Source organism: Streptomyces odonnellii (assembly GCF_000981895.1).
GTDB lineage: Bacteria > Actinomycetota > Actinomycetes > Streptomycetales > Streptomycetaceae > Streptomyces > Streptomyces odonnellii.
The window spans coordinates 17,547-31,309 of record NZ_LATD01000098.1 but is presented as its reverse complement, the minus strand read 5'-3'; the positions used below and the strand labels follow the sequence as shown (position 1 = coordinate 31,309).

12 protein-coding genes are annotated in these 13,763 nt (G+C 68.2%); 3 read left to right on the top strand and 9 right to left on the bottom strand.

Annotated elements, in window-relative coordinates; genetic code table 11:
* Window positions 1-7: 7 nt before the first annotated feature.
* The 4 genes from prcB to arc all read right to left on the bottom strand — a co-directional run bounded on the left by prcB (window position 8) and on the right by arc (window position 4,862).
* Complete coding sequence (prcB, locus tag WH07_RS11170) at window positions 8-853, bottom strand: proteasome subunit beta (RefSeq protein WP_046498801.1); 846 nt, start codon at window positions 851-853, stop codon at window positions 8-10.
* Between the two features lie 141 nt (window positions 854-994).
* Window positions 995-1,213 (bottom strand): ubiquitin-like protein Pup, encoded by a 219-nt coding sequence (locus WH07_RS11165; RefSeq protein WP_046498799.1) that lies wholly within the window; start codon window positions 1,211-1,213, stop codon window positions 995-997.
* A gap of 134 nt (window positions 1,214-1,347) precedes the next feature.
* The gene (dop, locus tag WH07_RS11160) at window positions 1,348-2,859 is read right to left on the bottom strand and encodes a depupylase/deamidase Dop (RefSeq protein ID WP_367997450.1); all 1,512 of its coding nucleotides are present in this window, start codon (window positions 2,857-2,859) and stop codon (window positions 1,348-1,350) included.
* A 236-nt stretch (window positions 2,860-3,095) separates the two neighbouring features.
* Window positions 3,096-4,862, bottom strand: a complete 1,767-nt coding sequence (arc, locus tag WH07_RS11155) for a proteasome ATPase (protein WP_046498856.1) — start codon at window positions 4,860-4,862, stop codon at window positions 3,096-3,098.
* Window positions 4,863-5,114: 252 nt separating this feature from the next.
* On the opposite strand from arc, the gene WH07_RS11150 reads away from it, so the two are divergent.
* Window positions 5,115-5,441 carry a ferredoxin gene (locus tag WH07_RS11150; RefSeq protein WP_046498795.1) on the top strand — a complete coding sequence of 109 codons (327 nt, stop codon included), beginning with the start codon at window positions 5,115-5,117 and terminating at the stop codon, window positions 5,439-5,441.
* 120 nt (window positions 5,442-5,561) lie between these two features.
* Here WH07_RS11150 and WH07_RS11145 read toward each other — a convergent pair whose 3' ends face one another.
* From WH07_RS11145 to WH07_RS11135, 3 genes are all read right to left on the bottom strand, one after another.
* Window positions 5,562-6,134: a hypothetical protein gene (locus tag WH07_RS11145; RefSeq protein ID WP_046498792.1), complete on the bottom strand. Its 573-nt coding sequence runs from the start codon at window positions 6,132-6,134 to the stop codon at window positions 5,562-5,564.
* A gap of 271 nt (window positions 6,135-6,405) precedes the next feature.
* Window positions 6,406-7,308, bottom strand: coding sequence for a tRNA (adenine-N1)-methyltransferase (locus WH07_RS11140; RefSeq protein ID WP_046498790.1), 903 nt, complete (start codon window positions 7,306-7,308; stop codon window positions 6,406-6,408).
* A 256-nt stretch (window positions 7,309-7,564) separates the two neighbouring features.
* Window positions 7,565-8,806: a site-2 protease family protein gene (locus WH07_RS11135; protein WP_046498787.1), complete on the bottom strand. Its 1,242-nt coding sequence runs from the start codon at window positions 8,804-8,806 to the stop codon at window positions 7,565-7,567.
* 338 nt (window positions 8,807-9,144) lie between these two features.
* Between WH07_RS11135 and WH07_RS11130 the strand changes: the two genes are divergently transcribed.
* Both WH07_RS11130 and WH07_RS11125 read left to right on the top strand, forming a co-directional pair.
* Window positions 9,145-10,017 carry a RecB family exonuclease gene (locus WH07_RS11130; RefSeq protein ID WP_079023135.1) on the top strand — a complete coding sequence of 291 codons (873 nt, stop codon included), beginning with the start codon at window positions 9,145-9,147 and terminating at the stop codon, window positions 10,015-10,017.
* A gap of 83 nt (window positions 10,018-10,100) precedes the next feature.
* Window positions 10,101-10,772, top strand: a complete 672-nt coding sequence (locus tag WH07_RS11125) for a response regulator (RefSeq protein WP_046498782.1) — start codon at window positions 10,101-10,103, stop codon at window positions 10,770-10,772.
* Between the two features lie 100 nt (window positions 10,773-10,872).
* Here the strand turns inward: WH07_RS11125 and WH07_RS11120 are convergent, their stop codons facing one another.
* Window positions 10,873-12,486: an ABC transporter substrate-binding protein gene (locus tag WH07_RS11120; protein ID WP_046498780.1), complete on the bottom strand. Its 1,614-nt coding sequence runs from the start codon at window positions 12,484-12,486 to the stop codon at window positions 10,873-10,875.
* A gap of 508 nt (window positions 12,487-12,994) precedes the next feature.
* Window positions 12,995-13,696 (bottom strand): HAD family hydrolase, encoded by a 702-nt coding sequence (locus tag WH07_RS11115; protein WP_046498777.1) that lies wholly within the window; start codon window positions 13,694-13,696, stop codon window positions 12,995-12,997.
* Window positions 13,697-13,763 lie beyond the last annotated feature (67 nt).

Genomic DNA, 13,763 nt, shown 5'->3' with positions numbered 1-13,763 from the left:
GACGGCGTCAGAGCAGCGCGGCACGCGGGCCGTCGGGCCGCTGCAGCCGGTGCTCCAGGATCGAGCGGGCGATCTCCGAGGACTCCTCGTCCGTCAGCTTCCGGAAGCCCTCGTCCGTGATGGTCGTGACGATCGGATAGATACGGCGGGCCACATCGGGGCCGCCGGTCGCCGAATCGTCGTCGGCGGCGTCGTACAGCGCCTGGACGACCAGGGTGGTGGCCTGCTCCTCCGTCAGGTCCTCGCGGTAGAGCTTCTTCATCGCGCCCCGGGCGAAGATCGAGCCGGAGCCGGTGGAGGCGAAGCCCAGCTCCTCGGAGCGGCCGCCCGTCACGTCGTACGAGAAGATACGTCCCTTCCCGCGGTCGACGTCCCAGCCGGCGAAGAGCGGGACGACGGCCAGGCCCTGCATGGCCATGGCGAGATTGCTGCGGATCATCGTGGAGAGCCGGTTGGCCTTGCCCTCCAGGGAGAGCTGCGCGCCTTCGACCTTTTCGAAGTGCTCCAGCTCCAGTTGGAAGAGCTTGACCATCTCCACGGCGAGCCCGGCGGTGCCGGCGATACCCACCGCCGAGTACTCGTCGGCCGGGAAGACCTTCTCGATGTCGCGCTGCGCGATCATGTTCCCCATGGTCGCCCTGCGGTCACCGGCGAGCACCACCCCGCCGTCGAAGGTCGCGGCGACGATCGTCGTCCCGTGCGGCGCCTCGACGGCGCCCTGCAACGGCGGCAGCGAACGCTTGCCCGGCAGCATGTCCGGCGAGTGATGGGCCAGGAAGTCCATGAACGAGGACGAGCCGGGCGTCAGGAAGGCTGCCGGCAGACGCCCGGTGCTACGAGGGTTGGCTTCCACACGTTTCCTTCCGGATGGGCGGCGGCCCGCCGCTGGGGCCGGGCCTGTCTTGAATCTGTGCACGGACCTTACCCGCGCCGTCGCCGGTCATCCGTCCCGGTGCCACCGGCTTCCGCCGGCGCCCGGGACGGACAACGGCCTTTACTGGCCGCCCTTTTGAACGAAGGAACGCACGAAGTCCTCGGCGTTCTCTTCGAGGACGTCGTCGATCTCGTCCAGGACGGAGTCCACGTCGTCGGACAGTTTCTCCTGGCGCTCCTTGAGGTCCTCGGATGCCTGGGCCTCGTGGCCCTGCTCCTCGGTCTCCTCCGTGGAACGCGTCGCCTTCTGCTGGCCGCCGCCGGTGTCCTTGGTCGCCATATCCCTCACCCCGCTCGGTTCGCCCCGCTCGATGTGACCTTCAAGATCAGACCCTACAAGCAGGGTCCGACATCGGCCCCGCAGTTGCTACAACGTCCGGGTACCACCCCGATGATTCCCGGACGGGCGCTGTTTCAGCCGCCGGACAGCACCCGCACCAGTTCCTCGGCGGTGCGGCAGCGGTCGAGCAGCTCCTTGACGTGGTTGCGCGTCCCGCGCAGCGGCTCCAGCGTGGGGACTCGTTGCAGTGAGTCACGGCCGGGCAGATCGAAGATGACCGAATCCCACGAGGCCGCGGCCACATCGTCCGCGTACTGCTCCAGGCACCGGCCGCGGAAGTACGCCCTGGTGTCCTCTGGAGGCTTCGTCCTGGCCCGCTCGACGTCCTGGTCGTCCAGCAGCAGGCTGATCCTGCCGCGGGCCGCCAGACGGTTGTACAGGCCCTTCTCGGGGCGCACGTCGGCGTACTGGAGGTCCACGAGGTGCAGCCGCGCCGCGTCCCAGTCGACGTTGTCCCGGCGGCGGTAGCCCTCCAGGATCTCCCGCTTGGTGATCCAGTCCAGCTCGCCGGACAGGCTCATCGGATCGTTCTCCAGCCGGTTGAGCGTGTCCTCCCACCGGCCCAGGACGTCCCTGGTCTGCTCGTCGGCGTCGGATCCGTACCGCTCCTCGACGTACTTTCTGGCCAGCTCGTAGTACTCCATCTGGAGCTGGACAGCGGTGAGCGTGCGGCCGCTGCGGAGCGTGACCAGCCGGCCGAGCGTGGGGTCGTGCGAGACCTGATGGAGCGTACGGACCGGCTGGTCGACGGCCAGATCGACGTTGATGAAGCCGTCCTCGATCATCGACAGCACGAGCGCGGTCGTACCGAGCTTGAGATAGGTCGAGATCTCGGACAGATTCGCGTCGCCGATGATCACATGGAGCCGCCGGTACTTCTCGGCGTCGGAGTGCGGTTCGTCCCGGGTGTTGATGATGGGGCGCTTGAGGGTCGTCTCCAGCCCCACCTCGACCTCGAAGTAGTCCGCGCGCTGGCTGATCTGGAAGCCGTGCTCGTGCCCGTCCTGGCCGATGCCCACCCGCCCGGCGCCGGTGACGACCTGCCGCGAGACGAAGAACGGCGTCAGATGGCGCACGATGTCCGAGAACGGGGTCTCCCGCTTCATCAGGTAGTTCTCGTGCGTGCCGTAGGACGCGCCCTTGTTGTCGGTGTTGTTCTTGTACAGATGGATCGGCTGGGCGCCGGGAAGCTGGGCCGCGCGCTCGGCGGCCTCCGCCATGATCCGTTCGCCCGCCTTGTCCCAGAGGACGGCGTCACGCGGGTTGGTGATCTCCGGGGAGCTGTACTCGGGATGGGCGTGGTCGACGTACAGCCGCGCACCGTTCGTGAGGATCACATTCGCCAGGCCGATGTCCTCGTCGGTGAGCTGGCTGGAATCGGCCGTCTCGCGGGCGAGGTCGAAGCCACGGGCGTCCCGCAGCGGATTCTCTTCCTCGAAGTCCCAGCGGGCACGCCGCGCCCGGTGCATCGCCGCCGCGTAGGCGTTCACGATCTGGGACGAGGTGAGCATGGCATTGGCGTTCGGGTGCCCCGGGACGGAGATCCCGTACTCCGTCTCGATGCCCATTACTCGCCGTACGGTCATGCGGCCCTCCTTGCCCGGCGGCGCTCCCCTCCGGAAGCGGCGCTCAAGTACCGCTCTTTCCTCAGTACGTGTGCGGTCCCCGGCTCCGGGTACCGCCACGCGGCGGTACGAAAGAGCCTAGAACGCCTCCGCGCCGGTGGGGAGATCATTTCCGTCATTGGCCTGGTGTGGTGGAAGGAGCGGGGAAAGCAACCGGCTGCGGACGCCCTTCCGGACATCCGCAGCCGGGCTGCTTTTTACAGGTACTGACCGGTGTTCGCCACCGTGTCGATGGAACGGCCGGTGTCCGCGCCCTGCTTTCCGGTGACGAGCGTACGGATGAATACGATCCGCTCGCCCTTCTTGCCGGAGATCCGGGCCCAGTCGTCCGGGTTGGTGGTGTTCGGCAGGTCCTCGTTCTCCTTGAACTCGTCCACGCAAGCCTGGAGGAGATGGGAGACCCGAAGGCCCTTCTGGTTGTGGTCGAGGAAGGCCTTGATGGCCATCTTCTTGGCCCGGTCGACGATGTTCTGGATCATCGCGCCGGAGTTGAAGTCCTTGAAATAGAGAACTTCCTTGTCGCCGTTGGCGTACGTGACCTCCAGGAAGCGGTTCTCCTCGGACTCCGCGTACATCTGCTCGACCACGGACTGGATCATTCCGTGGGCGGCTGCCTCCTTGGATCCATTGTGCTCGGAGAGGTCGTCCGTGTGCAGCGGGAGCGAGGGGGTCAGGTACTTCGCGAAGATGTCCTTCGCGGCCTCCGCGTCCGGACGCTCGATCTTGATCTTCACATCGAGCCGGCCGGGGCGCAGGATCGCGGGGTCGATCATGTCCTCGCGGTTGGAGGCGCCGATGACGATGACGTTCTCCAGGCCCTCCACACCGTCGATCTCGGCGAGGAGCTGCGGGACGATGGTGTTCTCCACGTCCGAGCTCACACCGGATCCGCGGGTGCGGAAGAGGGATTCCATCTCGTCGAAGAAGACGATGACGGGGGTGCCCTCGCTCGCCTTCTCGCGGGCACGCTGGAAGACCAGGCGGATGTGCCGCTCGGTCTCGCCGACGTACTTGTTCAGCAGCTCCGGGCCCTTGATGTTGAGGAAGTAGCTCTTTCCCGCGGGCCTTCCGGTCACTTCCGCGACCTTCTTGGCAAGGGAGTTGGCGACGGCCTTGGCGATCAGTGTCTTGCCGCAGCCGGGCGGGCCGTAGAGCAGGATGCCCTTCGGCGGCCGCAGTTCGTGCTCCTTGAAGAGGTCCGGGTGGAGATACGGGAGCTCGACCGCGTCGCGGATCATCTCGATCTGGCCGCCGAGGCCGCCGATCTTGTCGTAGTCGACGTCCGGGACCTCTTCGAGGACCAGTTCCTCGACCTCGCTCTTGGGGACCACTTCATAGACGTAGCCGGAGCGGGGTTCGAGCAGGAGGGCGTCGCCGGGGCGGATGGTGATGTCCAGCAGCGGCTCGGCGAGCCGCACCACCCGCTCCTCGTCGGTGTGCCCGATCACCAGGGCGCGCTCGCCGTCCTCAAGGACTTCCTTGAGGGTGACGATGTCCCCGGCGCGCTCGTACGCCATGGCCTCGACCACATTGAGGGCCTCGTTGAGCATGACTTCCTGGCCGCGCCTGAGCTGGTCGAGTTCGACGCTGGGGCTGACATTCACCCGGAGCTTGCGGCCCCCGGTGAAGATATCGGCGGTGCCGTCCTCGTTGGCCTGCAGAAATACGCCGAAACCGGCCGGCGGCTGAGCGAGCCGGTCGACCTCTTCCTTGAGGGCCACGATCTGGTCGCGGGCCTCACGCAGCGTATTGGCGAGCCGCTCGTTCTGAGCGGACACGCCCGCCAGGTTCGTCTGCAGCTCGACGATCCGCTCTTCGAGAATCCTCGTGTGCCGCGGAGAGTCGGCGAGCTTTCGTCGCAGGACGGCGATTTCCTGCTCGAGATAGGCAACCTGGCCGGCTGGGTCTTCAGACCCCCGCCCCGGCCGGATGCCGCGGTTGATGTCGTCGTCGTGGGCTGCCACGGTCCTCACCTCCTCCAAGGGGAGCTGGACGCTTCCTGACCCTACCTGGGTGGGTGATGATTGAAACCCCTAGATCACAAAGACTGTGGGGTGTGTCCGATCTTCACCCTTGCGCTGTTGCTCACGCCAGGGGAATACCCACCCAGGAACATCAGAAAGCTGCCGGTTGTATCGTCGAAGTGTTCAACACCCGTCAGGGCTTGCGCGACTTACTTCACTACGCATCGCCCGGTGCGGCAAACGGCAGGAGAGATGACCGTGCAGCAGCAGGCTCCCACCGAAGGCGTCACCGAGTCCGGTGAGCCGCTCGAGGTCTGGATCGACCAGGACCTCTGCACCGGGGACGGGATCTGTGCCCAGTATGCTCCCGAGGTCTTCGAGCTGGACATCGACGGCCTCGCCTATGTGAAGAGCCCCGGGGACGAACTGCTCCAGTCCCCCGGTGCCACCACACCGGTGCCGCTGACACTGCTGCGCGATGTCGTCGACTCCGCCAGGGAGTGCCCGGGGGACTGTATTCACGTACGTCGCGTTTCGGACAGGGTAGAGGTGTACGGGCCCGACGCGGAACAGCAGTGAGCGGTATCACGGACCCGGGTCGACCGGCTGCGACCGGCCGCGCACTCCACGCTCAGGGCGGCTCGGTACGTGCCCGGAGCGGCGCGGAAAGTGCTCAGCGGTGTTCGGTGCGTGTCGGGGTCACGGCTGTTCGGCGCGGACGAAGGCCGCGTTCTGCCACTGCCAGGTGACGTGCTCCTCCTCGTCGGGGCAGCAGCTCGGCACCTCGGGGCTGGAATAGCCGAGCAGAGTGGCCAGAATCACCCGGTCACGGATCGCGAAGTCGGGGCCGACGCTCCGCTTGTCCTTGGGATCGACCAGGGTCGCCACGATTCTCGGTTTGCCGTCCGCGCCTCTGGTCAGCACATATACGCCCTGGGGCGGGGTTCCCGAGCCCGCGGCGCAGCGGACCGCGGCCACGGTCTCGGGATTCCGGTCCCCGTCGATGTCACCGGAGGCCTGGCGCGCCACGACCGTGTCCGCTCCCCCGCATTCCAGCGGGTAGTCCACCGTGGCCGGATCGGGTGCGGGCAGCGGGGCGGCGTCCGGCGAGGCGGCCTTCGGGGGCTTGGAGCCGTCCTGGGAGGCGGTGGCGGGGCCGGGCTGCAACAGGCCCGCCAGGGCCACCACACCGGCCATCGCGGTGGCCGTCGCGAGCCAGTGCATGGGGTGGGGCCGGGTGTGCGCGAGGTCCGGGACATCGGAGATCTGCACGCGGTGTGTCTCCTGTGAGGGGTGCCGGCGAGTTACCACGGTGGGAAGTGGCCAACGGTGGGAGGGAGACAGCATCGTGCCACACGTCACAGGGAGGCGGAACAGTGGGGTCCGTAAGCCCAACGTAAAGCCGCGGCCGCCCAGTTCCCCTCTCCGGCGGGGGAACTGGGCGGCCGCGTTGTCGTAGTTGGAGGGCGTGCCCCGACGTCGTGCGGAGGCTGTGCCCGGGGTGGTGGCTTCAGGTCTCGTACGGGAATGGGCCCGGCGCGGGTCAGTCCCGGGAGCCGCTACCGCTTCCCGGACCGTCGTAGTCGTCCCCGTACGCGCCCTTGGCGGGCCTGCGGCGGCGCAGGGGCGGCTCCACACCGTCCGCGAGCCTGCGGGCGGTCACGAGGAAGCCGGTGTGGCCGATCATGCGATGGTCGGGACGTACGGCGAGACCCTCGACATGCCAGTTGCGGATCATCGACTCCCAGGCAGCCGGCTCGTTGAAGGTGCCGAACTCCCGGATCGTCTCGACGGTCCGGGCGAGCTGGGTGGTCGTCGCGACATAGGCGCAGAGGATGCCGCCGGGGACGAGGGCCTTGGAAACCGCCTCGATGCACTCCCAGGGGGCGAGCATGTCCAGAATCACGCGGTCGACATCCGTGTCCGACAGGTTGTCCTGAAGGTCGCCCACGGTGAGCTGCCAGGCCGGGTGCGGTTCGCCGAAGTAGCGCTCCACGTTCTGCTGGGCGATCTCGGCGAAGTCCTGGCGGCGCTCGTAGGAGTGCAGCATGCCCTGGTCGCCGATGACACGCAGCAGGAAGCTGCTGAGCGAGCCGGAGCCCACGCCTGCCTCGACGACGCGCGCGCCGGGGAAGATGTCGGCGAAGGCCAGGATCTGGCCGGCGTCCTTCGGGTAGACCACGGCGGCGCCGCGGGGCATGGACAGGACATAGTCGGGGAGCAGGGGGCGCAGCGCGAGGTAGGCGACGTTTCCCGTGGTACGGACAACACTGCCCTCGGGAGCACCGATCAGCTCGTCGTGCGGGAAGGACCCTTTGTGGGTGTGGAAGTTCTTCCCGGCTTCGAGCGTGAACGTGTAGTGGCGTCCCTTGGGGTCGGTGAGCTGGACCTGGTCCCCGACCTTGAAGGGCCCGCGTCGGCGGGCGGCACCGGTCGGTTCGGACATGCCTTCCACCTTAGTGCTTATTTTTAAGGGCTCGGTTCGCCTCCGGGCGCCCGCCTCTTTTTTGGGCTCGGTTCGCCTCCGGGCACCTCAAGCCCCCGTCGACGGTCGACCGTGCTCGATTCGCTCGTACCTCGCGAACCTGCGCGCGCTCTCCCTTTCGACGGCGGCCGGTGCCCTTCGGCTCACTCGCCAGGCGATCGTGCGCGGCCAGAACATCAAGGCACCCCAGCGGCTGGGCGCGATCTGGAGCGGGAAGCTACTGGGGGCGGGCCATCGCCGATACGAAGGCTCGCTCGACGTCGGCCGTCGAGAGGACTCCGTAGATCGCGCCGGACTCCTCCAGCACCAGGTACTCCGTCGCCGGATTGGCCCTCAGGCGGTCCAGGAGCGCCTCTCCCGCCAGTTCCGCGGGGACCTTCATGCCCTCCGTGAGGTCCTGCGCGAGCCCGCTCACCGCGACCCAGGGGCGGCGGTGCTGCGGGACCCCGACGATCGCCGACTCCCGTACCAGGCCGATCGGATCGCCATGGCCGTCGACGATGACCAGTGCGCGGGCGCCCGCCTCGTTGGCGCGGCGCAGCGCCTCGGACAGTGGCGTGCTCGACTCCACGGGCACCGCGCGGCGGGTGAGGGCGCGCGCCTGGAGCTCGGGAAGGTGCTCGCGGAGCCTGGCCATCCGCAGGCTGTTGCCCGCGCCGGTCCAGATGATCGCGGCGAGGATGGCCGCGAGCAGTGCGTCGGTGACCGTCTCCATGCCGCTGACCTGAGACGCGGACGTACCCAGCGCTCCGGTCTGGGTGAGCAGCGGAAGGCCGATGAGGACAGCGACGGCGAGGCCGCGGCCGACCCAGGCGGCGGCGACGGTGCCGCTCATGGGCTTGCCGGTGATCTTCCAGACGACCGCGCGCAGCATCCGGCCGCCGTCCAGCGGGAGGCCGGGCAGCAGGTTGAAGACGGCGACGATCAGATTGGAGACCATCAGCCCGGCGAGCAGCACCCCGGGGACCGTGCCGGCCTCGACGAACAGCAGGCCGAGGTAGAAGAGGCCCGCCAGGATCAGGGAGAGCAGCGGTCCCACGAAGGCCAGCACGAATTCACGGCCCGGTGTCTCGGATTCCTTCTCGATCTCCGAGACTCCGCCGAAGAACTGGAGCTGGATACGGCGCACCGGCAGTTTGTAGCGCAGCGCGGCGACCGTATGGGCGAGTTCATGGACGAGTACGGACGCGTAGAAGGCGACCGCGAAGAACAGGGAGACCAGATAGCGCAGTCCGCCCAGGTCCGGCAGGACCCGTTCGAGCTGGCCGCCGAAGATCCAGGTGATCAGCGCGGCCACCAGGAACCAGCTCGGGGCGACATAGACGGGCACCCCGAAGGGGCGCCCCATGAGGATGCCTCCGCCCGGGTCCTCGCGCTTCACCGGCTTCCCGTCGGGACCCGTGTCCCCGTCGCCGGGCCGCGGCCGCGCGTTCTCGCCGCTCTCGTCGTCCTCTTTCACGAGTTCCCTTCGTTCGCGGCAGCGTCCAGTTCGCGGCAGCGTCGCCCGCTCGATCATGCCAGTGCGAGAGGCTCCGTGGTCGATGGTATTCGGCTGGGCGGGGTCCCACAGGACAGGGTCCAGGGTCTTTCGTTCGGGTCTGGCTGGATCAGGGAGCGCCCGCCTCGGGAGCGGCTGATGTCGGCGTTGGTGCCGTGGATTGGGCTCCCTCCTCCGCCTTGCCGCGGAGCGTCGGCGACCGACGACAACGCGGCGAGGCACGGTGCCAGGGGCCGCGAGCCCAGCCAGACCCGAACGAGAGGCCCTGGCTGTCAGTGTCGGGCCATAGGGTTTGCGTCATGAGTACGAGCCCGCCGTCCTCGGCGCCGGCACCCGCCGCGCAGCCGCCCGCCTCGTTGTCGCCCTCGCGTGCGAGCGACTTCATGCAGTGCCCGCTGCTGTACCGGTTCCGGGTGATCGACAAGCTGCCGGAGAAGCCCAGCGAGGCTGCCACGCGCGGCACGCTGGTGCACGCCGTGCTGGAGCGCCTCTTCGACGCCCCGGCCGTGGAGCGTACGGCGCCGCGCGCCAAGGCGCTGATTCCCGGGCAGTGGGACCGGCTGCTGAAGTCCCGTCCCGAGCTGGGCGAGCTGTTCGCGCAGGACGCGGAGGGCGAGCGGCTGGCGCGCTGGCTGGGCCAGGCGGAGGAGTTGGTGGAGCGCTGGTTCTCGCTGGAGGATCCGACGCGGCTGGAGCCCGCCGAGCGGGAGATGTTCGTCGAGACGGAGCTGGAGTCGGGGCTGCGGCTGCGCGGGGTGATCGACCGGGTCGATGTGGCGCCGACGGGCGAGGTGCGGATCGTCGACTACAAGACGGGCAAGGCGCCCCGGCCCGAGTACGCGGAGGGGGCGCTGTTCCAGATGACCTTCTACGCGCTGGTGGTGTGGCGGCTCAAGCGGGTGCTGCCGCGCCGGCTCCAGCTCGTCTATCTGGGCAGCGGCGAGGTCGTGACGTACGACCCGGTGGAGGCGGATCTGAAGCGGGTGGAGCGCAAGCTGCTGGCCCTGTGGGACGCGATCAGGGAGGCCACCGAGACGGGCGACTGGCGGCCGCGGCCGACGAAGCTCTGCGGCTGGTGCGACCACCAGGCCTTCTGTCCGGAATTCGGCGGTACGCCGCCGGTGTATCCGCTGAGCGTACGGCCGCCGGCCCCGGCGCCCGAGGCCCCTTAGGGCGTATCAGGGGGTTCGCGCCCGGCGGAATCGCGGGTGGGCGGTCAGGGCAGAATGGGGCCGGTCTAGTGAAGGAGTTCCCCGTGACTGTCCGCGTCCTACTGGTCGATGACCAGCCGCTGCTGCGCACCGGCTTCCGGATGATCCTGGAGGCCGAGCAGGACATCGCGGTCGTCGGCGAGGCCGGGGACGGCCTCCAGGCCATCGACCAGGTCCGCGCGCTCCAGCCCGATGTGGTGCTGATGGACATCCGGATGCCGCGGATGGACGGGGTGGAGGCGACCCGTCAGATCACCGGCCCCGGCCGGGACGGTCCGGCGAAGGTGCTGGTGCTGACGACCTTCGACCTCGACGAGTACGTGGTGGAGGCGCTGCGCGCCGGGGCCAGCGGCTTTCTGCTCAAGGACGCCCCCGCCAATGAACTGGTGCAGGCGATCCGGGTGGTCGCGGCGGGCGAGGCGATGCTGGCGCCGAGCATCACACGCCGGCTGCTCGACAAGTACGCGGACCATCTCCCGTCCGGCGAGGAGCCGGTGCCCGACACCCTGCACACCCTCACCGAGCGCGAGGTCGAGGTGCTCAAGCTGGTGGCGCGCGGGCTGTCGAACGCGGAGATCGCCGCGGATCTCTTCGTCAGCGAGACCACCGTCAAGACGCATGTGGGGCATGTGCTGACCAAGCTGGGGCTGCGTGACCGGGTGCAGGCGGCGGTGTACGCGTACGAGAGCGGGCTGGTCCGCCCCGGCGCGCAGTAGCGGGCAGCGCCTCCAGCGGCGACCGGCCCGTTCCGCGGAACGGCGAAGGCCGGCCGGGGCACGCCCCGGCCGGCCTCACGTTTGCGGTCTAGCTCCCCGGTCAGTCGGAAGGCGCGCTCGTGCCGCGGCGCAGCTCCCAGAGCTGGAGCTCCGCGGACGAGTTGACCGCCCACTCGACCCGCGCGATGTCGTCGCGCGCGGCCACGTACTGCTTGCCCTGCCACAGCGGCAGCACCGGCACCTCCTCGGCGACGATGTCCTGGATCTGCGCGAAGGTCTTCGAGGCGGCGCTGCGGTCGGCCTCGCGGCGCGACTGCGGGATGAGCTGATTCCGCAGTTTGGGGTTGTTGTACGGGGAGTTGAGGAAGTTGTCCTTGTCGAAGAAGGGTCCGACGTACGTGTCCGGGTCCGGGAAGTCCGGGAACCATCCCATGCCGTAGATCGCGTACTCCCGCTTGGTCTGGTTCGGCCGGAAGACGCTCCACTCCTCGCCCTTGATGGTGACGTCGAAGAGCTTGCTGCTGTTGAGCTGCTCCCGGAGGGTCTCGAACTCCTTGACCGTGGCTTCGCCGTAGTGGTCCGTGGTGTAGTCCAGCGTGAGCTTCACCGGCGTGGTGATACCGGCGTCCTCCAGCACCTGCGCGGCCTTCGCCGGATTCGCGTCACCGTACTTGTTGAAGAACGAGTTGGTGTGCGTCGCGACGCTCGACGGGATCGGCGAGTACAGGGGCTCGGCCATCGCGCCGTACACCTTGGTGACGAGCTGGCCGCGGTCGATGGTGTACGCCATGGCCTGGCGTACCGCCTTCTCCTTGGCGACCGGGGCGTCGGTGTTGAAGGCGAGGTAGCGGATCTCCAGACCCGGCATCTCGGTGAGCTGGATGTTCTCCTTGGGGTTGTCGATCATCCCCTGGACCTGCTCGGGCGTCATGGCACGGGTCATCACATCGATGTCACCGGAGTCGAGCGCCGTGCCCATGTCGTCGGCGTCCTTGAAGGGCACCAGCTCGACCTTGTTGTTCTGGAGGCTGAGATCGCCCTTGTACTCGGGGTTCTTGGTGAAGATCGCCTTGACGACGGTGTCGTTCTTGACCTCGGCCTTGAAGGTGTACGGGCCCGAGCCGTCGACACCGAAGCCGTCACGGAGCTTCTTGGGGTCGTACGACTTGCGGCTGATGATGCCGGCCGGCGGGGTGGAGAGCTTGTACGGGAAGGTCGCGTCGGGCGACTTGAGATGGAAGACGATCTCGGAGTCGCCGTTGGTCTCCATGGTGTCGATATTGCTCAGCAGACCGGAGACACCGCTGGGGTCCTTGATGTCCAGGACGCGCTGGATGGAGTACTTCACGTCCTCGACGGTGAGGGGGTCGCCGCTGGAGAACTTGAGACCCTCGCGCAGCGTGCAGCGGTAGCTCTCGTTCTCCCGGTCGGTGAATCCGCACCGGGAAGCGGCCTCGGGCACCGGCGCTCCGCCGCCGCGCGGCACATGCATCAGCGTCTGGATGGTCTGACGGAGCACGTTCCAGGAGCCGGTGTCGTACGCGAAGGCCGGGTCCAGCGGGGCGGGGCCCTCCGGTGTGGCGATGTACTGATCCGTGGTGCCCACGACAATGGCATCACCGCCGTCGGACCCACCGTCCGAGCCGCCGCAACCGGCGAGCACGGGCGCAAGCAGGCCGATCACGGCCGACAGCGCCAAAGTCTTGCGGTTCATCCTGGACGTACTCCCTCATCCGGCACTGAGATACAGCGGTGCTATCGGAGACTCCGCCGCGCCCACCCGTTCGGGGCAGTGCGATCGGGCCGGGATACAGGGCGATCGGTCCTGTGTGCATGGCGACTTGGTGGGTCGTCGGGACACGTCGTTGATGCGGCGAAGTGCTCGCGACGAGATTAGTCTGAGGCTCCGGTATTGCCGGAACGGGCCTGATCTGAAACGTAATCACACAGTGATCGGCAATAGCGGCGTGTGGATATACGAGCACCGGAATGTTTCGTACACGCCTCCACCAATCCGGACACAAGGGCACAGGGGGACCCGGTCCCGGCGGTCATGGAGCAGCCCCGCCCACGCCTGTCGACGAGAGAGCAAGTGATAAAGGTCACTCCGGGGGCCGTTTAGCGGGACGGGGATTGTCCGCCGCGAGGGTAACGGAAAATATCCGTGCCAATGCCCAGAGTTTCCGTCCGTCCGTATTCCGGTGCGACGCTCTGTACGCGGATCAGTGTCCTTGCGTCATCATCCCGCGCAGGAATACCAGATCGACGTCTTCGAGCGAACCGACCACGATCCGTCCCGCGGCGGGCGCGATCGGCGCGACGGACGGTACGGCGACGACCCGGCAGCCGGCGGCCTCGGCGGCGGCGACCCCGGTGGCAGTGTCCTCGATGACCGCGCAGCGCGCGGGATCGGCGCCCAGGCCCCGGGCGGCCAGCAGATAGGGGTCGGGGTGCGGTTTGGTACGGGGCACCTCGTCGCCCGCGACGGTGAGCGAGAAGTACTCGGGCCCGAGGGAGGCCAGGACACGGTCGATGATGCGCCGGTGCGAGGCGGAGACCAGGGCGGTGGGCACCTCGTGCGCGGCCAGCTCGGTGAGCAGGCGCGTCGCACCGGGCATCAGCGGTACGCCGCGTCCGATGCGGTCCTCGAAGGTGTCGTTGAGCAGTACGGTCAGCTCGGCGAGGGTGATGGCGGCGCCGGTGGCCTCGATCAGGAAGGTCGCGCTGCGGGTCATGGGGCCTCCCACCACCACATCGCGCCATGTCTCGTCGAGAACGTGTCCGAGGGCTTTGAAGACCTCCACCTCGGCGTCCCACCAGAATCCCTCCGTGTCGACGAGTGTGCCGTCCATGTCGAGCAGGACTGCGTCGAGGGCCGACCCTTCGGCCGTACGGGTCAAGGACGCGGGGACCGTACTGGTCATCCGGCACACCTCCATGAGGGACGAGAAGGCCGGTCACCTTTCCCGCGGGGGTACCCCGCCGGGACAG

Excerpts from the sequence above, each read along its gene's own strand:
- WH07_RS11150 (WP_046498795.1), top strand. The coding sequence starts at position 5,115 with ATGACCGTGCAGCAGCAGGCTCCCACCGAAGGCGTCACCGAGTCCGGT.
- WH07_RS11120 (WP_046498780.1), bottom strand. The coding sequence starts at position 12,486 with ATGAACCGCAAGACTTTGGCGCTGTCGGCCGTGATCGGCCTGCTTGCG.
- WH07_RS11130 (WP_079023135.1), top strand. The coding sequence starts at position 9,145 with ATGAGTACGAGCCCGCCGTCCTCGGCGCCGGCACCCGCCGCGCAGCCG.
- WH07_RS11140 (WP_046498790.1), bottom strand. The coding sequence starts at position 7,308 with ATGTCCGAACCGACCGGTGCCGCCCGCCGACGCGGGCCCTTCAAGGTC.
- WH07_RS11165 (WP_046498799.1), bottom strand. The coding sequence starts at position 1,213 with ATGGCGACCAAGGACACCGGCGGCGGCCAGCAGAAGGCGACGCGTTCC.
- WH07_RS11115 (WP_046498777.1), bottom strand. The coding sequence starts at position 13,696 with ATGACCAGTACGGTCCCCGCGTCCTTGACCCGTACGGCCGAAGGGTCG.
- dop (WP_367997450.1), bottom strand. The coding sequence starts at position 2,859 with ATGACCGTACGGCGAGTAATGGGCATCGAGACGGAGTACGGGATCTCC.